At 43.6% G+C, this 20,804-nt stretch carries 17 protein-coding genes and 2 tRNA genes; 16 read left to right on the forward strand and 3 right to left on the reverse strand.

All coding sequences use genetic code 11. The features are described 5' to 3' along the window. Nucleotides 1-129 precede the first annotated feature (129 nt). Together ACHEVO_RS11295 and ACHEVO_RS11300 are read left to right on the forward strand one after the other, a co-directional pair. Nucleotides 130-1,278: a type I glyceraldehyde-3-phosphate dehydrogenase gene (locus ACHEVO_RS11295; protein WP_394125001.1), complete on the forward strand. Its 1,149-nt coding sequence runs from the start codon at nucleotides 130-132 to the stop codon at nucleotides 1,276-1,278. A 92-nt stretch (nucleotides 1,279-1,370) separates the two neighbouring features. Further along, nucleotides 1,371-1,461 (forward strand) — tRNA-Ser (locus ACHEVO_RS11300). A gap of 105 nt (nucleotides 1,462-1,566) precedes the next feature. On the opposite strand, the gene ACHEVO_RS11305 is transcribed toward ACHEVO_RS11300, so the two are convergent. From ACHEVO_RS11305 to ACHEVO_RS11315, 3 genes are all read right to left on the reverse strand, one after another. After that, entirely contained in the window at nucleotides 1,567-2,298 is a 732-nt protein-coding gene (locus ACHEVO_RS11305) for a hypothetical protein (RefSeq protein WP_394124984.1), read from the reverse strand. Nucleotides 2,299-2,603: 305 nt separating this feature from the next. Continuing rightward, a complete protein-coding gene (locus tag ACHEVO_RS11310) occupies nucleotides 2,604-2,933 on the reverse strand; it encodes a hypothetical protein (RefSeq protein WP_057761113.1) in 330 nt (109 codons plus the stop codon). Nucleotides 2,934-3,123: 190 nt separating this feature from the next. After that, a tRNA-Asn gene (locus tag ACHEVO_RS11315) sits at nucleotides 3,124-3,199 on the reverse strand. Nucleotides 3,200-3,706: 507 nt separating this feature from the next. Between ACHEVO_RS11315 and ACHEVO_RS11320 the strand changes: the two genes are divergently transcribed. The 14 genes from ACHEVO_RS11320 to ACHEVO_RS11385 all read left to right on the forward strand — a co-directional run. Further along, complete coding sequence (locus ACHEVO_RS11320; protein ID WP_057761111.1) at nucleotides 3,707-4,051, forward strand: DMT family transporter; 345 nt, start codon at nucleotides 3,707-3,709, stop codon at nucleotides 4,049-4,051. A gap of 1 nt (nucleotide 4,052) precedes the next feature. Next, nucleotides 4,053-4,622, forward strand: coding sequence for a TetR/AcrR family transcriptional regulator (locus tag ACHEVO_RS11325; RefSeq protein WP_218870191.1), 570 nt, complete (start codon nucleotides 4,053-4,055; stop codon nucleotides 4,620-4,622). Nucleotides 4,623-4,753: 131 nt separating this feature from the next. After that, nucleotides 4,754-6,256, forward strand: coding sequence for a betaine-aldehyde dehydrogenase (gene betB, locus ACHEVO_RS11330; protein WP_394124985.1), 1,503 nt, complete (start codon nucleotides 4,754-4,756; stop codon nucleotides 6,254-6,256). Nucleotides 6,257-6,374: 118 nt separating this feature from the next. Beyond that, nucleotides 6,375-8,075, forward strand: coding sequence for a choline dehydrogenase (gene betA, locus ACHEVO_RS11335; protein WP_347163036.1), 1,701 nt, complete (start codon nucleotides 6,375-6,377; stop codon nucleotides 8,073-8,075). Between the two features lie 292 nt (nucleotides 8,076-8,367). After that, nucleotides 8,368-10,413: a choline BCCT transporter BetT gene (gene betT / locus ACHEVO_RS11340; RefSeq protein ID WP_394124986.1), complete on the forward strand. Its 2,046-nt coding sequence runs from the start codon at nucleotides 8,368-8,370 to the stop codon at nucleotides 10,411-10,413. 223 nt (nucleotides 10,414-10,636) lie between these two features. Then, nucleotides 10,637-11,125: a M48 metallopeptidase family protein gene (locus ACHEVO_RS11345; protein WP_394124987.1), complete on the forward strand. Its 489-nt coding sequence runs from the start codon at nucleotides 10,637-10,639 to the stop codon at nucleotides 11,123-11,125. Between the two features lie 432 nt (nucleotides 11,126-11,557). After that, nucleotides 11,558-11,980, forward strand: a complete 423-nt coding sequence (locus ACHEVO_RS11350) for a tetratricopeptide repeat protein (RefSeq protein WP_394124988.1) — start codon at nucleotides 11,558-11,560, stop codon at nucleotides 11,978-11,980. A 131-nt stretch (nucleotides 11,981-12,111) separates the two neighbouring features. Then, complete coding sequence (locus ACHEVO_RS11355; protein ID WP_394124989.1) at nucleotides 12,112-13,266, forward strand: flavin monoamine oxidase family protein; 1,155 nt, start codon at nucleotides 12,112-12,114, stop codon at nucleotides 13,264-13,266. 56 nt (nucleotides 13,267-13,322) lie between these two features. Next, a complete protein-coding gene (locus tag ACHEVO_RS11360; protein WP_394124990.1) occupies nucleotides 13,323-14,267 on the forward strand; it encodes an EamA family transporter in 945 nt (314 codons plus the stop codon). 194 nt (nucleotides 14,268-14,461) lie between these two features. Next, nucleotides 14,462-16,222 (forward strand): TrkH family potassium uptake protein, encoded by a 1,761-nt coding sequence (locus ACHEVO_RS11365; RefSeq protein WP_394124991.1) that lies wholly within the window; start codon nucleotides 14,462-14,464, stop codon nucleotides 16,220-16,222. 89 nt (nucleotides 16,223-16,311) lie between these two features. Continuing rightward, nucleotides 16,312-17,013 carry a potassium channel family protein gene (locus ACHEVO_RS11370; protein ID WP_057761091.1) on the forward strand — a complete coding sequence of 234 codons (702 nt, stop codon included), beginning with the start codon at nucleotides 16,312-16,314 and terminating at the stop codon, nucleotides 17,011-17,013. Nucleotides 17,014-17,057: 44 nt separating this feature from the next. Then, nucleotides 17,058-17,600 carry a DUF3124 domain-containing protein gene (locus ACHEVO_RS11375; protein WP_394124992.1) on the forward strand — a complete coding sequence of 181 codons (543 nt, stop codon included), beginning with the start codon at nucleotides 17,058-17,060 and terminating at the stop codon, nucleotides 17,598-17,600. A 142-nt stretch (nucleotides 17,601-17,742) separates the two neighbouring features. Then, nucleotides 17,743-18,156, forward strand: coding sequence for a PaaI family thioesterase (locus tag ACHEVO_RS11380; protein WP_341610099.1), 414 nt, complete (start codon nucleotides 17,743-17,745; stop codon nucleotides 18,154-18,156). Between the two features lie 771 nt (nucleotides 18,157-18,927). Next, nucleotides 18,928-20,804, forward strand: a 1,877-nt coding sequence (locus ACHEVO_RS11385) for a Calx-beta domain-containing protein (protein ID WP_394124993.1), incomplete at its 3' end; no start/stop codon positions are given.

Genomic DNA, 20,804 nt, shown 5'->3' on the forward strand with positions numbered 1-20,804 from the left:
CTTTGTTACCTTTATTTTTATAGGCTTTATTTTTACTATTTCTTAGTATTCAGCAATCATTAGCGCACTCAACGTGATAACGCTCAGTTTTTACCCCCATTTATAGCGATACCCTTTATGTCCGATGTTATGCCTGATTTTTCGAGCGCTACTTATCAATTGACCTCTGACCCGATAGCGGCGACATTCCGTGCCACTGGTGAGCACACACAGCCGCTGAGAGTTGCTATCAATGGCTTTGGTCGTATAGGGCGCAATGTACTTCGTGCTTTGCTAGAGCGCTTCGAAGTGTTAGGTCGTGCGATTCATGTAGTGGCAATTAATGATTTAGCGCCAGCGGATATCTTGTTACATTTACTCAAGTTTGATAGCACACATGGCCGTCTCAGTCGATTAGGCGTAAATGCTGAGATTGTAGAAAGTGAGTCAGGTGATACGAGCAAGACTGAGCTCTGTCTGACCAAAAACAATCTAACTTATTGCATCAATATGCTATCAGAGCCTGATCCCAAAAACTTACCTTGGCAGGCGCTGGGTGTCGATGTGGTTTTAGAATGTACTGGGCACTTTCGCTCGTATGAGCAAGCGACGCTACATATCAATGCTGGCGCGCAACAAGTGATCATCGGTGCCGCGCCATTTGACGATGTGGATGCCTGTATCGTCATGGGCGTAAATACCGATGCGCTCACGCTTGAGCTACCGATTATCTCTAGTGTTTCTTGTACCACGCAGGCATTGGTGCCGTTGATTGATACGCTAGATAAAGCGTTTGGTGTGCAGTCCGCCATGATGACAGAGATTCATGCAGTTACCGCTGATCAGACAGTGCTCGATCAAGCACATCGAGATCCAAGACGGGCGCGCGCTTCTGGCTATAATATTATCCCAACGACATCTAGTAGTATCGCTGCCACAGAGCGAGTGCTACCAGCCATGGTCGGCAAAATAAACGGACATTCGATACGGGTGCCCACTATCGACGTGGCGGCGATTGATGTCACCTTTGTATTTGGTACGCCAGATGTCGATGTAGAGACAGTGAGAGAGGTGCTTAAATCTGCCAGTCAGGCGCATTTGCATGACATCATGGCTTATACCGATGAGCCATTGGTATCTAGTGATTTTATCCATCAGACTGAGTCCTTAATCATTGATGGTCAGCAGCTTATGCAAGTAGGCGGTCAATATAAGGTTTTTGCATGGTACGATAATGAATGGGGCTATGCCAACAGGCTGCTCGATATGTGCTTACATCTGGCCTCAAGCAAGCGATAAGGCACCAATTTACAAGTATTCGAAAATTAATTGAATTTTTTTAGTTTAGGGGCTTGCATTATAAAATGATATCTATATAATGATGCACCAATGGAGACGTGGCAGAGCGGTTGAATGCACCGGTCTTGAAAACCGACAAGGGTTAATAGCCCTTCGAGAGTTCGAATCTCTCCGTCTCCGCCAAATTCGAAAAAGCCCCAATCAGCAATGATTGGGGCTTTTTTTTATGGTATTGATAAAAATATTAATTAGTACCTTTTATAAGATCCTCAATAGTAGGTTATACAGCTATTTCACTAACGAATTTTCAAATTCGATTGTCTGATCGTCTACTAAGATAAGCGTACCTTTATTAATCTCGATAGTGATGCCACTCGCATTTTTGATAGCACGCATGACATTGATATCCTCAATACTGCTTTCAATAATGATCTTGCCAGACTGCTCTGGTGCGATAGGTGGATCAAACGTTGTCAAAGGCACATTAAAGTTTTTGCCTTTTGTCAGATTGGCATCTTTCATGGTTAGCGTCCCTTTAAAACTTTTTATCGCGCCTTTGCCATGATTGGATAGCATAAACTGCATTTTGACTTGATTTAAGCTATCGCTATCACTGGTTTTCACAGGGAGCAGAGCGACAGGATACATCTGTGCAGTAGCATTAGCTGCCTGACCTTTGACGATAGGGCTTTTCTTACCCGTTGGGTTGTTTGGATGCAGACGTTCATATTCACGCTGTTGTATCAGCGCTTGCTTGATAGTGGTGCGCGGCATGGCTCCTGATTCATAAGCATCGCTCAATTTCATACGCAGCATATATCGGCTGAGTACTTGTTGATCGGCCTCAGACAATTGCTCAAAAGTTTGCCCTAGCTTTTTTTGCCATTGGTCTGAATCTGTCGGTATGGTTGTTTTACTTGGATCAGTCTGCGGCGATGAGCAGCCAGTCGCAATCACTAGCATTGCTACCGTCATGGTTGAAAACAAAGTTTTGTTGAAACGCTGATGTAAGCCCGTCATCGTACCCCTCCTTGCAGATCTTTATTATGTTGAAACCTTATAAATAGTCACGACTATATTCTTAATATACCTTGTTTAAACATCTGTTGTGTTTAATTATGGCTAACTAAAACCGCAAATATCGCAAAGTACTTAAAAACATGTTTACTATAAATCAGATGCAAGAAGGGCGTAACAAGAAGAGGGTTAGAGAAGAATCAGTAATGCTTTAACTTTTATAACAGCCACAAAAAAAGACCAAGCTCGCGTTAGCAAACTTGGTCTTTTTTATTTTAATATTATCTAGCAGCGATATTATTAATTGTTTAATCGTTGTCTTGCAACTCAGATAGCGGATGAGTGATGTTGTTATTATGCGTCACTACAATTGCTTCATCAATAATATGCTGACTAACGCCGCGCTTACGTAGCGTTTCGATGAATACTTCATCATGGGCGAGCGTATAATCCTGATGGTCACGATCCAAGCCCTGACGAATATAAAGACGAATAAGCCCTTGAATGCGCTTAAAGCCCAAGTCTGATGACGTCGTTTCTAATAGGCCAATCATTTCTTCAGACAAACGAATACTAATCGGGCGCATGATTTTTTGCGGATGATCAGAAAACTTATTTTTTATACGTACAGGTATCATAATAAACCATTACTTTTAGTGAGTAAGAGCGAAGCACTCAAACAAAAACGAACCCAATCAAAACTAATCTTACCATACAACAAAAATGTCTAAAAGAACACCACAGCCGTGCTAATATTATTAGAAGTAAGTATAAAGGACACAGCAATAAAAAAACCTCCATCAAATTATGATGAAGGTTTTTAGTATATGGCTCTCCAACCTGGGCTCGAACCAGGGACACACGGATTAACAGTCCGTTGCTCTACCAACTGAGCTATTGGAGAATAGCTGGTCATAACAGCAAGTTATTGACGCTTTGTATTAAAGCAATTAATTAGCTTGTTTGCGTTATGTGGGGCACATTTTAGCCAAGTCACTACAGGCTGTCAACCTTATTATGCGTTTAATTATAAATATTATCGCAATTATTGAAAATTAACGCCAATCCCTTATCAGATAGGCTATTTCAAGGTAGAACTCAATAGAAAATGACGACAAATGTGTTTTAAAAATAAAATGTGCTTTAGAAATAAAAAATATTTTCAGAAAATTTTTATATGGCACATAGGATAAACGATAAGAATATAGAACCAGATATCAATTCGGCAAAGTAAAACTAGATTTGATGCTCTATATTTTCGAATATTAAGGTCGTGCGATACCGTTTGACACAATAAAGTTGCAAGATAGCCCTTCACATTGGCAGCAGCATTCTATAAAATACCGACCATGTGGTTTCTTTGCTATGTTTTGTCATAGCATGCGTTGAAAAAAAAGCGGGTGTTCTAAAGATGAGTCCTACTACGATTGCTTACGGTTATCTGACTATTGCCATTATATGCGAAGTGGTGGGTACGACTTTTTTGGTAAAGTCAGAACAGTTCACCCGTTTGGTACCAACTTTGATGATGGGCGCGCTTTATGCGGTTTCATTTTATCTATTGGCTCAGACGCTCAAAACCATACCGCTAGGCATTGCGTACGCACTGTGGGGCGGGCTTGGAATTGTGCTGACATCACTCGCTGGTGTGGTGCTATTCAAGCAAAATCTTGATACAGCAGCAGTGGTCGGTATCGCGATGATCGTCGGCGGTGTTGTTGTGATGAACTTATTGTCTAATTCTGTGGTGCATTGATATGGAAAATGCTTATAAGCGTAAAAAACAGCCAGAAGTCATTCGTCGTGCGTTGTTGGATCAGGCTGCACGTATCACATTGGAGCAAGGCTTATCTAAAGTGACGTTTCAGGCAGTCGCTGATGCGGTTGGGGTGACAAAGGGTGGTGTGATGCATCATTTTTCTACCAAAAATGCGCTCGTGCTAGAAGTCTTCAATGATGCAATGGCTAAGTTTGAGGCAGAAGTAAATGCAGCAATGGCTGACGACCCTGTTAAGTACGGTTCATTTACCCGCGCTTATATAGATGCCACTATCAGCCTTGGCGAGCAAGGTCAGGAAGAGTATGACAATCAAGCAACCTTATATGTGCTAATGCTAGGTGATAGTGAGCTGCGTGAATTGTGGGCTAAATGGGCGAATGAGCAACTCAAAAAACATGCGGCAACGGATAATACCGAGACGTTATGTATGGTTCGCCTTGTCGCGGACGGTATTTGGCTCTCAGACTTTTCAGGTATCGATATCGCAGACAAACAGTCATTACGCGATCGCTTGATAAAAATGACACAACAAGACTTTGATTTGTAAAACAATTTTTATTTTACTATTTAAAGACTAGATTTCTTAAAGACTAAATTTCGAAACTTAACTAACGACGACATTATTCGGCCTGAGTAGCTTTATATAGTTACTTTTGCTAATCGTCCTAAGGAGAATTTATGATTGATTTTAATAATTTGACAGATATTATCGATTTAGACCAAGTACAAACAGCTTATATCAACGGTCGCTATCTAGCGGTGGATGAGTCGCTAGCGACTTTTGAAGATATCAATCCAGCCACTGGTGAAGTATTGGCGACGATTCAGCAAACGAGCAATGAGCAGATTGACGAGGCCGTGAAGGCCGCACATAAAGGTCAAAAAGTTTGGGCGGCGATGACAGCAGTTGAGCGTGGCCGTATTTTATCAAAGGCTGTTGAAATATTGCGCGATCGCAATGATGTGTTGGCACTACTAGAGACCAAAGACACAGGTAAAGCTTACTCTGAAACTAAGTATGTCGATATCGTCACTGGTGCTGATGTCGTTGAATACTATGCAGGGCTGGCGCCTATGATTGAGGGTCGTCAGATTCCATTGCGTGATACTAGTTTTGTATACACTCGCCGCGAGCCAATAGGCGTGGTCGCAGGTATTGGCGCGTGGAACTATCCTATTCAAATCGCGATGTGGAAAGCAGCACCTGCATTGGCTGCTGGTAATGCGATGATTTTTAAGCCATCAGAAGTGACACCGTTGACGGCATTAAAACTGGCAGAAATATTGACAGAAGCTGGATTGCCAGATGGTGTGTTCAACGTGGTACAAGGTAACTATGAAGTGGGTCAGGCGCTAACCGATCACCCAGATATCGCAAAAGTATCGTTCACGGGTGGCGTACCGACTGGCAAAAAAGTCATGTCGAGCGCAGCAAGCTCATCTCTAAAAGACGTAACTTTAGAGCTTGGCGGCAAATCACCATTGATCATATTTGATGACGCAGATATCGATACCGCTGCTGACATCGCTATGATGGCCAACTTCTACAGTACTGGTCAGGTATGTACCAACGGTACGCGCGTATTCGTCCCTAAAGCGCTACAAGCTAAGTTTGAGCAAGCCATCTTAACCCGTGTTGAGCGTATTAGACTGGGCGACCCTATGGATGAGAACATTAATATGGGTCCACTGGTTAGCTTCCCGCATATGGAACGCGTGCTTGGCTATATCGAGCAAGGTAAAAAAGGCGGCGCACGTCTGCTAACAGGTGGCGAGCGCGTTACAACGAACGAGCTTGCAAACGGTGCATTTGTTGCACCGACAGTATTCACTGATTGCACGGACGATATGACTATCGTACGCGAAGAAATCTTTGGCCCAGTAATGTCGATATTGACGTACGAGACCGAAGAAGAGGTCATTCGCCGTGCCAATGATACCGATTATGGCTTGGCCGCTGGGGTTGTGACTGCAGATCTAAAACGCGCACATCGAGTCATCGCTCAGATCGAAGCTGGCATCTGCTGGTTGAATACATGGGGCGAGTCGGCAGCACAAATGCCAGTAGGCGGGTACAAGCATTCTGGCATCGGCCGTGAAAATGGTATCGAAGCGCTCGAACACTATACTCAGACCAAATCTATCCAAGTAGAGTTAGGTGCGTTTGAATCTGTCTTTTAATCAATCTTATTGAGAAAAACGAAGCCAGTAAGGTTGCTTATCAGCTTTAATTTAGCTTTTTTAGGACACCTTACTGACCCTAAACGATTTATGTTTTTTCAATATTATGGAGTATGTTATGACATCAACCACACCTGAGTATGACTATATTATTGTCGGAGCAGGCTCAGCAGGAAATGTGCTGGCCACGCGTTTGACCGAAGATGCTAATATTAAGGTACTGCTGTTAGAAGCAGGTCGTCCAGATTATCGTTTTGACTTCCGTACCCAAATGCCAGCTGCACTTGCCATGCCGCTACAAGGAACGACTTATAACTGGGGTTACAAGACAGATCCTGAACCCTATATGAATAACCGTGTCATGGACTGTGGTCGCGGCAAAGGGCTAGGTGGCTCATCACTGATTAACGGTATGTGCTATATCCGTGGTAATGCGCTAGATTTTGACGATTGGTCTAAGATAAAAGGCCTATCAGACTGGACGTATTCTGATTGCCTGCCTTATTTTAAAAAGCTAGAAAACTGTGATGCTGGCGAGAATGACTATCATGGCGTGGGCGGTCCTGTTGAAATGACTACCTCAAAGCCAGGAGTCAATCCACTGTTCCAAGCTATGATTGAAGCGGGCGTACAAGCGGGCTATCCACGTACCGAAGATCTAAACGGTTATCAGCAAGAAGGTTTTGGTCCGATGGATCGATTCGTGACGCCTAATGGTCGCCGTGCTTCAACGGCTCGCGGCTATCTTGACCGTGCCAAACCACGTAGCAATATTACGATTTTGACAGGTGCATTGACTGACGTAATTTTATTTGACGGCAAGCGTGCTGTTGGTGTTAAAGTCGAGCACGAAGGCCAGACCAAGAACTTCCATGCCGCTCGTGAAGTGATTGTTTCTTCTGGTGCGATTGCCTCACCGCAACTACTGCAGCGTTCAGGTATTGGCCCAGGTCAGTGGTTAAAAGACGCTGGCGTGACTGAAATATTGGATCTGCCAGGTGTCGGTAATAATTTACAGGACCATCTAGAGCTGTATATGCAGTATGAATGCAAACTGCCAGTGTCGATCGCGCCTGCTAATAAATGGTGGAATAAGCCTGCGATTGGTGCAGAATGGTTATTCAATGGCACAGGCCTTGGTGCGTCGAATCAATTCGAAGGTGGCGGTTTCATCCGTACCGATGAGAAGTTTACTCATCCAAATATTCAGTATCACTTCTTGCCACTAGCTGTACGCTACGATGGCCGCAGTGCGGTAAAATCGCATAGCTTCCAAGCACACGTCGGCTCACTGCGCTCACCAAGCCGTGGCCGCGTCAAGCTAAAATCACGTGACCCGAAAGCGCATCCAAGCATTTTGTTTAATTACATGTCGCATGATCAAGACTGGCAAGAGTTCCGTGCTGCAATGCGTATCACGCGTGAGATCATGCATCAGCCAGCACTGGACCCTTATCGTGGTCGCGCGATCGCACCGACCGATGATCTGGTCACCGACGCCCAGCTAGATGAATACGTACGTAATCATAGTGAGACGGCTTATCATCCATCTTGTACCTGTGCGATGGGTGAAGATAACGATTCAGTAGTAAACGGTGAAGGTCTGGTACATGGTATTGATGGCTTGCGAGTCGTCGATGCGTCTATCATGCCAAACATTATTAGTGGTAATCTCAATGCTACAACTATCATGTTGGCAGAAAAAATCGTCGATAAGATGAGAGGCGTACAGTTGCCACGTTCAACGGCAGATTATTACGTGGCCAATGGTGCACCGCTGCGCTCAGAGCCGATGCGTGATTATCTCTCGACGGTGTAGGCTGCGATATAAACCTGCATGCAGGATACTGAATAAATAACGATATGAGAAAATTTTAACCAAAAGGCCTTTCCAAGTAGAGGCCTTTTTTATCAACGCTAACGTATTAGAATAATGAATACCGTTCAGGTTGAATTTGTTTATAATTTTATTAGCTTTTTATTTATTGGTACTGCTTTGTCCGTCATGCGGTTGGTTCCACGTTATACGGTTATAGATCATCAGTCTACTATTAGACGATGCCGGACAAAGCAATATCGGACCCTGTTTAATTTACCTATTGAGGTCTTTTATGTACAGTTCGCCATCACAAGATGTGACGAAACCTCTGACCCTAAACAAAACGGTGTTTTTGGGCTCAGCTATTATTTCTATTTTATTGATAATCTGGACCATCGCTTTTCCAGATTATAGTGAGGCCTTATTGAGCGCGAGCATGACTTGGGTATCAGACAAGTTTGGCTGGTATTATATGTTGGTGGTTGCCGCTTATAGTATCTTTGCGTTGTTTGTTGGTTTTTCTAAGTACGGTGATATAAAGCTTGGTCAAGACCACGAAAAAGCACAATTTCCGTTTTTAGCGTGGGCGGCCATGCTGTTTTCAGCGGGTATCGGTATTGACCTGTTGTTCTTTGGTGCCTCTGAGCCTTTGATGCATTATTTGACCCCACATACAGGCCTAGAGCCTGCGAGTGCTGAGGCCATGCGCGAAGCACTTGCTCAGACTTTCTTGCATTGGGGTCTACACGGTTGGGGTATTTATGCGCTGATCGGTATGGCGCTGGCTTACTTTGCTTATCGCAAAAACATGCCACTCGCGCTACGCTCGCCGCTAACACCGATATTTGGTGAACGTTTAATCAAAGGCTGGCTAGGCGATGGTATTGATACCTTTGGCGTCGTCTGTACGTTGATGGGTATTGCGACCAGTTTGGGTATTGGGGTATTACAGGCAAATGCTGGCTTGACCCATGTGTTCGGTATCGAATCTAGCAAAACGGTTCAGGCGCTCATCATTGTAGGTGTTGTCGCGGCGGCTGCTATCTCTGCGATGACAGGTGTCGAAAAAGGCGTTCGTCGTCTATCTGAATTCAACATGTTGTCGTCAATACTGTTGTTGCTTGCCATATTGGTAATGGGCAATACGGTGTATCTATTAAATACCTTTACCCAAAATATCGGTCAATATTTCCAAACCATCGTTTATAAAACCTTTGATGTTTATGCTTATGACGGTGCTGCTGGTGCCGAGTGGAAATCTTGGTGGACGATATTTTTCTGGGCATGGTGGGTTGCTTGGGCACCATTTGTAGGTCTATTTATTGCACGTATTAGCCGTGGCCGTACGTTACGCGAGTTTGTATTTGGCGTGATGTTTATCCCCCTTGGGTTTATTTTTGCATGGTTCTCTATCTTTGGTAATTCAGCGATAGATTTGGTTGCCAATGGCGCAACAGAGCTGGGCGAAATCGCGGTCAATGATGCGGCAATGGGCATGTTTGCGTTGTTTGAGTACTTCCCTTACAGTGAAGTATTGTCATTTGCTGGTGTGGTTATTGGTCTTATTTTCTTTGTGACTTCTGCTGACTCAGGCGCATTAGTACTAGCAAACTTGAGCTCAAGAGGTATGACCAATGATACCGATGCTCCTGTTTGGTTACGTCTGTTTTGGGCAGCAGCGACTGGTCTTATTACGTTAGGATTATTGTTTGCAGGTGGTTTTGCCTCACTACAGTCTGTCTCTGTCATTGCAGGTTTACCATTCTCTATTATTCTTGTGCTTTACATGATGTCTATGTGGAAGTCGCTAAAAGAAGAAGGTAATAAGCGTAAAGCCAGTACAATCGGTACGGCAAATGTGTTGGACAGCGGGAAGAGCTGGAAAGCGCGCTTGCAACGTATTGTGAGTTTCCCAGGACATGCACAGGTTGAAAAATTCTTGCATACGGTTGTGATGCCAGCGATGTCTGAGGTCGAAAAAGAGTTTAAGGCAGGTGGTCTCAAAACCTCGTTAGATACCAAAAACCTTGCTAGTATCGGTGAAGGTATCGATGCAGGTATGGATCAAGACAGTGGTCAGGTAGACGGTCTAAAACTGCGTGTCGGTCACGGCGATGAAGATGACTTTATTTATGAAGTCAATCTGATTAAAGCTCATCGTCCTAACTTTACATTGAGCACATCTACCAAGCATGCAGAGTACTACTACCGTGCGGAAGTGTTCTTAAGTGAAGGCTCGCAAGAGTATGACTTGGTTGGCTACTCAAAAGAGCAGGTATTGGTTGATATCTTAAATCAGTACGAGCGTCACTTGCAGTATCTGCATTTAGAGCGTTAATCAGACACACTTTTTAAGTGAAACTATCAGTAAAAATGTCCCCATAAGTTGAACGCAGCTTATGGGGTTTCTTTTTATGAATAACTATTTATAAATAACTATCGTTTGAATTGAGGGTACACCCCAAATAAGTGGCAAACAAATACCGCAAATATAAGGTAAAATTCATTAAGATTAAATTGATCGACTGATACGCTGCAACGTATTAGCAAAGGATACATTTGTGACCAAATTAAAGTACATAGCACATTACTCAGAACAGATTCAAACTCAAGCTGCTCAGCTTATAACTGAGGATAGGTTAGGCGAGTATCTGGAAAAAAAGTACTCGACTCAGCATCAAATCCAAAGCGACAAAGCGCTCTATCAGTATATAAATGAGATAAAAACCCAATACATGCGTAAGATTGGTCAGCTATCAAATGTCAGCTATAGCAGTAAGCTCAAGGTTTTAAAACATGCACTGGGTATCCATACGACGCAATCGCGCGTACAGGGCAGTAAGCTCAAATCGCACAATAGCATCACGGTAGCTAGCCTATTTAAAGACGCGCCGCCAGAGTTTTTGCGCATGATAGTGGTGCACGAGCTTGCCCATTTCAAAGAGCATGAGCACAACAAAGCTTTTTATCAATTATGCTGCCATATGGAGCCTGAGTATCATCAATTTGAGCTGGATACGCGACTGTGGCTGCACTGTCGCGAGTTGTAACCCTAATATGGTCAAGTCTATATAAATCCGCTACATCGTCATCCTCGCTAAGCATACTAATGTATAACTTGCACTCGGTTGCCTTGTACTACTTTTAAATTGAATCGACTATAGTATGAATAACAACCTTAATAAGGTTCATAGTAATATTAATAACAGCCACATAAATATCGTGTTCTTCTCTGTAGCAATCATCTGAGCCGCTAGGGCGTGTCCTCAATTCAATTGATTATATCTAAACGGGCTAAAAATGGCTAAATTTTGCCAAACATCGTTAAATAGCTGGTTAATATCCCGATATTATCTACGCTATTTTCCTTGTTTGACTGCAATTTATCTCATTTTTATCACCATTTTTAAAATGAGGACACGCCCTAGAATTACGTTATAATCCTAACCACACACGATATATTCCATAAAAGGTTGTAAACAATGATCAATACCAAAATATACAAAGCCATTTACACCTTAGCCGAAGAATTATTAGAAGCGGATCGCAGAGGCAATCAAGCAAAATTTGATTCGCTGTATGCTGAACTAAACGCCATTTGTGCCGATAATGAAGGCACTGACAAAGACCACCCAGAACAATGGGAAACGCTTGCTGACTTTACTGAAGATTTGGACGCAGCACTGGTGATTTATGACAAAGCACTGGCCAAAGCTACTGCCATTAACTCAAAAGATCATATGTCATCAATTGCTTTTTCTATGGCGGTTCTACAGCTTGAGACAGGTGAAAAAGAAGCTGCTATCCAAAGTCTGCAAAATGCCAAAATCACAGCCAATAAAATCGAAGACAAAGAGTTCAAGGTTGAGATTGATGAGATGCTTACGAAGCTATTGGCAGAGTAGTCTCAACTATAGTCAATCCTCTACAAATTGGGTACGGTGTCCGTCTCGCCTAGCTTACTACTTGTACTACTTTCATTCGGCTTCCTTGTATCCAAGTTACATTGAAGCGATTATAAATAGGGTAATCAGTTATGCAAGACATACCTGTGGTAATCGTTGGTGGTGGGCTGAGTGGATTATATGCTGCCTTCTTATTAGAGCAAAAGGGCATAGCGTATAGACTGTTAGAGGCGCGTGATACCTTGGGTGGTCGCATTGCAGTTGCTAAATATCTAGATGCGCATGCTACTAATAACAGTACTGATATCGATCAAGTAGAATCAAGCGCGGCGTTTGATTTAGGACCGTCATGGTTTTGGCCGGATTATCAAACGCAGTTAAGTACGCTTATTGAATCGTTAAATTTATCACGTTTTGCGCAGTTCGAAGAAGGCGATATGATGGTTGAGCGCGCTGCCAACCAGCCACCTGTGCGTATGCAAGGTTACAAAAGCGCACCGCCTTCTATGCGGCTAGTCGGTGGTATGGCCGCTTTAATTGAGGCGCTATATGCTCGCCTAGATGCTAGTTGTATCATGACCAGTCAAACGGTAAAGCAATTGAACAGGACGCCTCAACATATCGAAGTACAGAGCGAAGATACTTCTGGACATGTGACCGGACATGTGACGACGTTCCGTGCGCAGCATGTGCTACTGGCGTTACCGCCTCGATTGGTAGAAGGTCGGATAGCATTTCAGCCAGCGCTACCGCAAGACTTAAGTGAACAGTGGCGCGAGACAGCCACTTGGATGGCTCCCCATGCCAAATACGTTGCTGTTTATGAATCACCATTTTGGCGAGATACTGGTCTCTCGGGTGCCGCGCGCAGTGCGATAGGGCCGCTCACTGAGATACATGATGCCTCTACACTAGAGGGCGATGGGGCATTGTTTGGTTTCTTTGGTGTTCCTGCTCAAGTACGTCAGAGCGTCTCTGATACGGTGCTAAAAGAACATTGCCGTGCCCAGTTAGTGCGACTATTTGGTGATCAGGCAAGTACTCCAAAAGCTGAATATCTCAAAGACTGGGCACAGGATCCATTAACAGCGATGCCTGCTGATGCCAGCGGCAACGGTCAGCATGCAGTAGCTCCGCCGTCCAAACCAAAAACAGGCGTGTGGCAAGACTGTCTAACAGGTTGTGGTAGTGAGTGGTCAGCGCAATTCCCTGGCTATGTCGCTGGAGCAATTGATGCAGCAACCGTCGCTGTACAAAGCCTACCTGCTACCATTTTGCGCCAGTAGCTATTATAAAAGCCATCTAACATGACTCAAAAATTCATCATCCAATAGGATAGTCGATGAATGACTCGCTCAAACAAACCAGTATTCACAAAACTACTACTTGGCTGGTGCCCTTCATTTGTCTGCTGGCAGGTGGGGCACTCACTGGTATCTCGACCAATGTGGCAAAGTACGCTATCGATGTCGGTCTGACCCCATTAGGGTTTTTGTTTTGGTCGATTACTGGCGCTGCTGTTATCTTACTGATGGTAGCGCTCATCAGAAAAGAACTCCCTCCTCTTAATGCGCGCAGCTTAGAGTATTACTTTGTCGCGGCGCTTGTCAGTGTCGCGGCCGCCAACTTACTGTTATTTTCTGCCATTCCTCATGTGGGCGCAGGTTTCGTCGCCTTAATCCTCTCATTGCCGCCACTGCTAACTTATCTTGGTGCGCTGTTACTACGTATAGAGCAATTTTATATTGTCCGTGCGCTTGGGGTCATCGCGGCACTCATCGGGGCAGGAGCATTAGCCGTGCATAAATTCTCTGCGCCAGATTCTAGTGTTTTTTGGATTTTAATTGCGCTTTGTGGTCCAGTGCTACTCGCTATTGGTAATATATATCGGACATTACGCTGGCCTGATAATGCGTCTTCTGGTGCACTCGCTCCAGGTATGTTGATTGCGGCAGCGCTGCTGCTAGGGTTATTTAGTATGATGTCAGACTTCTCTATTGCTGTATCTTTAGAGAACTGGTTGCCGCTAAGCATGATAGCTATACAAGCAGGCGTATTTGCTGGACAGTTTTTACTATTATTTCTATTGCAAAAGACAGGTGGACCCGTGTTACTGAGTTTATTAGGTGCGGTAGGGGCCATCGTCGGCGTACCCGTCGCTATTTTTTTGCAAGGGGAAAGTCCACCAGAAGGTTTATTTTCAGGTGCGACTTTAATTGCTATTGGCGTGGCATTAGTCACATGGGGCGGCGTAAAAATATCAAAAGTAAAAGAAGAAGTCTCATAAATGTGTATAGGCGATAGCACTAAACTATAGAGTTGTTAAAGCCGTTACTTCCTAGTGAACATTTATTACCTCGCTAGGATTATCAATAGCTGCTATGACTCAATAATTGGTTACGATTAACTTAAATCACTTTTTGTGGATACGACAAAAAAGGAGTATAAGTATCGTGGTTATTGTTGTCATGGACTCAGGCTATGAATGCAGCCACGCGTTATCGATTATTAAACAATTTTACGATTCTCATTAGTGTCATCGGGGTAGCGATTGCCTTGTTAGATAGTGGTTTTACACTACCGACGTGGCTCCAGCAAGTATTCCATATTTTCTATTTGGTCATTATCTTCCTTAGTTTTATGGTGACCGCTGGTCGTTACATCTATACCAAAAAGCCATTAACGCTTAATAAGGTCGCCGTCTTTGACGCACTGACTAGCATTGCCATCATCATTTTATTGACCGCGCATTTTACTGATTTAGTGCGCTCAGGACTGTCAGCCGCCGTTGATGGTTTTGTTGCGATAAAGATAGCCGTGTTTGTCACCTTCGTCCGCGAACTCTCCGATCACAATTTCAATCTCAATCGTACCTTTCTACATCCTGCGCAGTTTTTTATTCTAAGCTTTTTAATCGTAGTGCTGGTTGGTGCATTGCTATTGATGATGCCCAATGCGACGACGCAGCCACTGTCTTTTGTGGATGCGCTTTTTACTGCGACTAGCGCGGTTTGTGTGACAGGGCTTATCGTAGTGGATACTGCGACCTATTTTACGACTTTTGGCCAAGTTATTATTATGGGGCTAATACAAATTGGCGGTTTGGGTATTTTGACCTTTGTGACCTATTTTAGTTATTTCTTTAAGGGCGGTGTCAGCTATGAGACGCAAGCAAGCATCAGCGAGATGTCTTATATGCGCGGTATGGGTGATGTGGTGTCGACACTTAAGTCTATCTTATACGTCACATTTGCGGTCGAGGCGGTAGCGGCTGCGATGATTTATATAAGTATTTATGACATACCCAATATGGATTGGTCTGAGCAGCTATTTTTTTCGGTCTTTCATGCGATTTCTGCTTTTTGTAATGCTGGGTTTTCTACCTTTAGTGCTGGCTTGTACGATGATTCTCTACGTTTTAATTATTCGCTACAGCTGATTCTGGCGATGACATTTATCTTTGGTGGTATGGGTTTTACCATCGTGGTCAATGTGCTTAGGTATTTACGTTATCGTGGTCAGCGGCTGATAAATCGTCATGACCAACGCTACATCTATCAGCCTTGGTTACTTAATATCAATAGCCGTATTACTTTGATTACCACAGGCGCATTACTGCTGGTCGGTCTGATTGGGGTGATGATATTCGAATACAATAATGTGCTCGCTGACCATACCAGTTTCCTTGGCAAGCTAGTAACAGGGTTTTTTACTGCGGCTACCCCGCGTACAGCAGGTTTCAACGTCATTGATATGGGTGAGCTGACGTTTCCAACGGTGATGCTGACGATATTTCTAATGTGGATTGGTGCCTCTCCAAACTCGACAGGTGGTGGTATCAAGACTAGCACCTTTGCGATTGCGCTATTGAATACATTGAGTCTGGCGCGTGGTCAGACCAAAATAGAAGTATTTAAACGAGAGATTGCGGAGATTTCCGTTCGCCGCGCATTTTCTATTATGTGGCTGTCGCTACTAGTCATCGGTACGGGCGTGACACTCATCAGTTATGATCAGCCAGAGCTTGATTTGATTAAAGTGGTATTTGAGTGCTTTTCAGCGTATAGCACGGTGGGGCTAAGTTTAAACCTGACAGCAGACTTATCAGATTTTAGTAAAATAGTGGTTTCGGTCATTATGTTCGTTGGCCGCGTCAGTATGCTGACGATATTTATCGCACTGCTAAAAAATATGCGTCAACGCAATTATCGCTATCCTACTGAAGAGATTACGATTAACTAATTCATCGCAAACAGTTAACTAATCCGTCGCAAACAGACTGTGTCGTTCTCAATAAATAGCAAAAAATATTAAAAAAGGTTGTTTAAGTTATGAAGTACATCATCGTAGGACTAGGAAATTTTGGTGCATCACTGGGCTCGGCATTGACCAGTCAAGGGCATGAAGTGATTGCTATTGATAGTAGTATGCAACGGGTTGAAGCTTACAAAGAAGTGATTTCTCATACGCTGTGTATGGATGCCACGGACGAGTATACGGTTAGCGGTCTACCAATCGTTGATACCGATATTGTCATCGTGGCGATTGGCGAAGATCAAGGTGCCAATGTCATGGCAACAGCGCTATTTAAAACGTTAAAAGCCAAACGTTTAATCAGCCGTAGTATCAATCCGCTACACGAAAAAGTCCTGCAAGCTATCGGCGTGGATGATTTGATTCACCCTGAAAAAGAAGCGGCCAATCGCTGGGCCAAACGACTGTCGTTACGCTACTTTGTCGATTCGTTCGAATTGAGCGATAACTTCAGCATGGTAGAGATTAAGATTCCAAATGTGTTGATTGGTAAGACTGTTGACGACTTACAGTTAGAGCAAAAGTTCAATATCCGATTGCTTAGTACGTTGCGCTATGAGTATTATGAAGACAGTTTTGGTCGTACGCAGAGCAAGCCTAGCATTCAAGGTTTGGCAACGCCTGAGCAAGTACTGCAAGAGCGCGATGTACTGGTGATTTATGGTGCCAACAAACACATCAATCAGTTCTTACGTAGTGTGGGTGTGAAAATAAAATAGCAGCTTGTCATCGCAGTGATACCAGAAGGTATAGGGAAATGATTATGAATAAGCGAAGTATATCTGTCCTACTGATCGCTATAATGGCACTACTGTCAGGTTGTGATCAATCAGCGCAAGACCCGAACGTTCTTTTGTCTGAGCATCAAAAAGACCCAATTGAGGAGCTAGAGGTTACCTCAGACGTGGATCACAGTCAGTTTAGTTACAAGCAAACCTTTTATGTGCCGATTTATTCTGATATCTATACCGATAGAGACGCTCGCAAAGTGCTGCTATCGGCCACGCTGAGTATACGTAACACCACGCTCAAAAAATCACTGTATATCAATAAAATTGATTATTATGATACAGATGGAGCATTGGTAAAATCATATCTAGATAAGCCTATCGAGCTACCAGCGATGGCCACGCTCAACTATATCGTCGAAAAAGAAGAGGATAAAGGCGGTTCTGGCGCTAACTTTATCATCGAAGTCGAAGGTGTGGATGAAACCGTCAAACCAGTGATAGAAGCAGTCATGATCGGTAACTTTAGCAATAAAGGATTTGCCTTTAGTACAGAAGGCACGCCCGTGATACATTGAGAGATAGATAGTCGGTACGTAGTTCAGAGCATTAAAAGAGCACCGTAGCATAGGTAAAAATAGTTTCGATTTTGCTAACTAGCGATGATCGTATACATGTATTAAACGAATCAACATGGACAGTTCAATTCAAGGAAGAGTTATGTCTGCAACCAAAGAAGAAATCAGCGCCTTTATGGCATTGGAGTTTCCCCAAACCAAATGCGTCGTCGAGGCGGTCAACGAAAATGGCGCGACCTTATCGCACGAAATTGGCATAAACGAGCTGCGTCCCGGTGGCACAGTTTCGGGACCTGTCATGATGGCCGTTGCTGATGTCGCTATCTATGTGGCGATACTCGGAAGAATCGGTATTGTCCCATTAACGGTGACGACGAGTTTGACCATCAACTTCTTGCGTAAGCCCTCAGCAAATGCGCGTATTATCGCCGAATGTACCTTGATGAAAGTAGGACGCACGTTGATAGTAGGCGAGGTCTCTCTGTATTCAGAAGGATGTGATGATATGGTGGCTCATGTGGTCGGCACGTATTCAGTGCCGCCTAAAAACCCCTAGATATTGTATAACGTCGTTGAGTAAAAACGTTGCTAATACTATCTATATGTCATAGATACTTTTTTATATAGCTGAAAATTCAAAGGGCAGTCAATAATGAGCATGTTGTTTGTGATAGGGGGCTGCCGTATTGTCGCTATTAGATTTAATTGTTTTATGGCTTTATGAAACAAGATACTAGTCCAATACGAAAAATATAGCATATAAGTATTTCTTGAATATGGATATTAACTAATAAGATCAATAATTTGAGAATACTTTAGGAAAAAATAGATGAACGGTTGATAATATGGTTCCGTCTTACTAGTGTCCATGCTCAAAAACAGGTAGCATGAAGTATATGTAACATCATAGTTAATTTAGATGAGTGTTATTTAGCAAGCTAGTATGGCAATGCCAGAAACGAAAGCCATCAATATGTAAATAGCCTTTTATAGAATGGCTAAATCATCGAAGAATTTTGCTGATACTGACAGTAAATTATAAAAAAATACATTTCAGCTTTTTGAAAAAACACCATTAAATGTTATTACGGCATTAAATCAATGAAGTAAAAAAGTAGGCCAGCAATTTGAACGACAAGTTGTAGTAGCAAATCAAATACGACCATAATATTAATAAATGAGCACTATGCGGTTTTAATCTCTCTTCTCTTAAAAGATACTCCATACATACATCGCTTTTTGGCATGTAAACCTGCCTAATACAAACATATCTAAATCTATACTATTCAAATTGAAAAATAGACGATAAGAAATAAAAGGTAAGAATATGAACACTATCATGGTTAAGACCAATAATGCGACTCAAACCGTAGCCGAAGTGGCAGTTGTCACTAAAGATGGAAAACCAACCATCATCCAAGCTATGGAGAAAGTCAATTACGAGTTCCATGATATGGTGATCGGTCGAGCGCCCAATCATATTATTACCAAACGCATCAAAAATGATCTGCACGTCTCATTTGAAGAAAACGGTAAAGACAGTGACTTAATTATAGAAGGTTTTTATGACAGCGCAGACAGTGCCTTAGTCGGTATTGCAGAAGATGGCGACTATTACTACTACATTCCAGATACGGGTGAAACCTACGATTATGTGACCCAACTGGAAGTCGGTGATGTAGAAGGACAGGCGTTAGGCGGTGAAGAATATGTGGCGGCGGCAATACCTTGGTGGGTACCTGTTGCTGCAGGACTTGGATTGGCAGGTTTGATTGCGGGTATCAGTGGCAGTGGTAGTGATGATCGTCCTGAACCTGCGCCCATCGTCAGTCTCAGTGGTGTTAAAAGTTTAAGTGAAGCTACGGCAACGAATGACGCAAACACTGCGATATATAGCGTTACCCTAGATAAAGCCAACGATGTTGATACCAGTGTGACAGTCACCATTACGCCTGGTTCTGCCAATGGCGGTGACTATACGGCACCAACGACGCAAACCATCACGATTCCAGCAGGGCAAACCTCTGTTAATTTTAGCATACCAATTGTAAATGATAACGTCTACGAAGGCGCTCAAAGCTTTATGGTTGCTATAACCAGCGTCAGTGCGGGTAAGGCCACTATCGACCCTGTTAAAAACGTTGTTACTACAACTGTTTATGATGATGGCACCATTGACGGAACAACACCAGTTGACCCTAATGACCCAACAGTGGGTGATGACACGCCAATTGTAAGCATCAAAGGTACAGTAAACCTAAGCGAAACAGCTGCTGATGGTAGTGTTAATAGCGCAACGTATACTGTGAGCTTAAGCAATCCAAGCGCAGTTGATACGACTATCAGCTATATTATTAGCGATGGCAGTACAGAAGGTAGCGATGACTACGTTGCACCAACTATAAAGACTGTCACGATTCCTGCTGGGCAGACTTCTGTTGATTTCAGCTTACCAATGGTAGATGACAGTATTTACGAAGGTGCCGAGGACTTTACGGTCACTATCACTGGTACCACTGCTGGTACAGCTAACATTAGTGCGGATAATGACAGTGTCACCACGACTATTTATGACAATGGAACCACTGATGGCACCACACCGGTTAATCCTGCTGACCCAACAGTAGGGAATGATATCCCCGTGGTCAGCATTACCGCAACCGACGCTCAAGCGATTGAAGGAGTGGACAACAGCCTCATCTTTAGCGTGACTCAGACCAACCTAAGCAACCTTGATACTACTGTTAACGTGAGCTTAGGTGGTAACAACACCGTCGAAGCCGCTGACATTGCTAGCATCAGCTATACCAATGCCACAGGGGTGGTGGTCAGCTTAACCACCACCGCTCAGATTGACACCTTTTTAACCAACGGCGCCAGTGTCACCATTCCAGCTGGAGAAACGGCTGCGCCAGTCATTACCGTGACCATCGCCGACGATGTGGACTACGAGCAATCAGAAGATCTTGTGCTTGAGATTGGCAGCCCCGTGAATGCCACCATTGGCACGAATAGTGCGACTGGTGTCATCCTTGATGAATCAAACGACCCTGCCAATCCAGGTAGCAACACGGAGGGTGACAAACCCGTCGTCAGCGTCTCTGATGCCACTACTGACGAAGGTGGTGATTTGGTTCACACCGTGACCTTATCAAACCCAACTGAGGTCGCGGTCAGCTATCCATTTGTCATCACCGATGGTAG

The sequence above is a fragment of the Psychrobacter nivimaris genome (genome assembly GCF_043419765.1).
Lineage (GTDB): Bacteria > Pseudomonadota > Gammaproteobacteria > Pseudomonadales > Moraxellaceae > Psychrobacter.

Excerpts from the sequence above, each read along its gene's own strand:
- ACHEVO_RS11295 (WP_394125001.1), top strand. The coding sequence starts at position 130 with ATGCCTGATTTTTCGAGCGCTACTTATCAATTGACCTCTGACCCGATA.
- ACHEVO_RS11305 (WP_394124984.1), bottom strand. The coding sequence starts at position 2,298 with ATGACGGGCTTACATCAGCGTTTCAACAAAACTTTGTTTTCAACCATG.
- ACHEVO_RS11310 (WP_057761113.1), bottom strand. The coding sequence starts at position 2,933 with ATGATACCTGTACGTATAAAAAATAAGTTTTCTGATCATCCGCAAAAA.
- ACHEVO_RS11320 (WP_057761111.1), top strand. The coding sequence starts at position 3,707 with ATGAGTCCTACTACGATTGCTTACGGTTATCTGACTATTGCCATTATA.
- ACHEVO_RS11325 (WP_218870191.1), top strand. The coding sequence starts at position 4,053 with ATGGAAAATGCTTATAAGCGTAAAAAACAGCCAGAAGTCATTCGTCGT.
- betB (WP_394124985.1), top strand. The coding sequence starts at position 4,754 with ATGATTGATTTTAATAATTTGACAGATATTATCGATTTAGACCAAGTA.
- betA (WP_347163036.1), top strand. The coding sequence starts at position 6,375 with ATGACATCAACCACACCTGAGTATGACTATATTATTGTCGGAGCAGGC.
- betT (WP_394124986.1), top strand. The coding sequence starts at position 8,368 with ATGTACAGTTCGCCATCACAAGATGTGACGAAACCTCTGACCCTAAAC.
- ACHEVO_RS11350 (WP_394124988.1), top strand. The coding sequence starts at position 11,558 with ATGATCAATACCAAAATATACAAAGCCATTTACACCTTAGCCGAAGAA.
- ACHEVO_RS11355 (WP_394124989.1), top strand. The coding sequence starts at position 12,112 with ATGCAAGACATACCTGTGGTAATCGTTGGTGGTGGGCTGAGTGGATTA.
- ACHEVO_RS11360 (WP_394124990.1), top strand. The coding sequence starts at position 13,323 with ATGAATGACTCGCTCAAACAAACCAGTATTCACAAAACTACTACTTGG.
- ACHEVO_RS11365 (WP_394124991.1), top strand. The coding sequence starts at position 14,462 with ATGAATGCAGCCACGCGTTATCGATTATTAAACAATTTTACGATTCTC.
- ACHEVO_RS11370 (WP_057761091.1), top strand. The coding sequence starts at position 16,312 with ATGAAGTACATCATCGTAGGACTAGGAAATTTTGGTGCATCACTGGGC.
- ACHEVO_RS11375 (WP_394124992.1), top strand. The coding sequence starts at position 17,058 with ATGAATAAGCGAAGTATATCTGTCCTACTGATCGCTATAATGGCACTA.
- ACHEVO_RS11380 (WP_341610099.1), top strand. The coding sequence starts at position 17,743 with ATGTCTGCAACCAAAGAAGAAATCAGCGCCTTTATGGCATTGGAGTTT.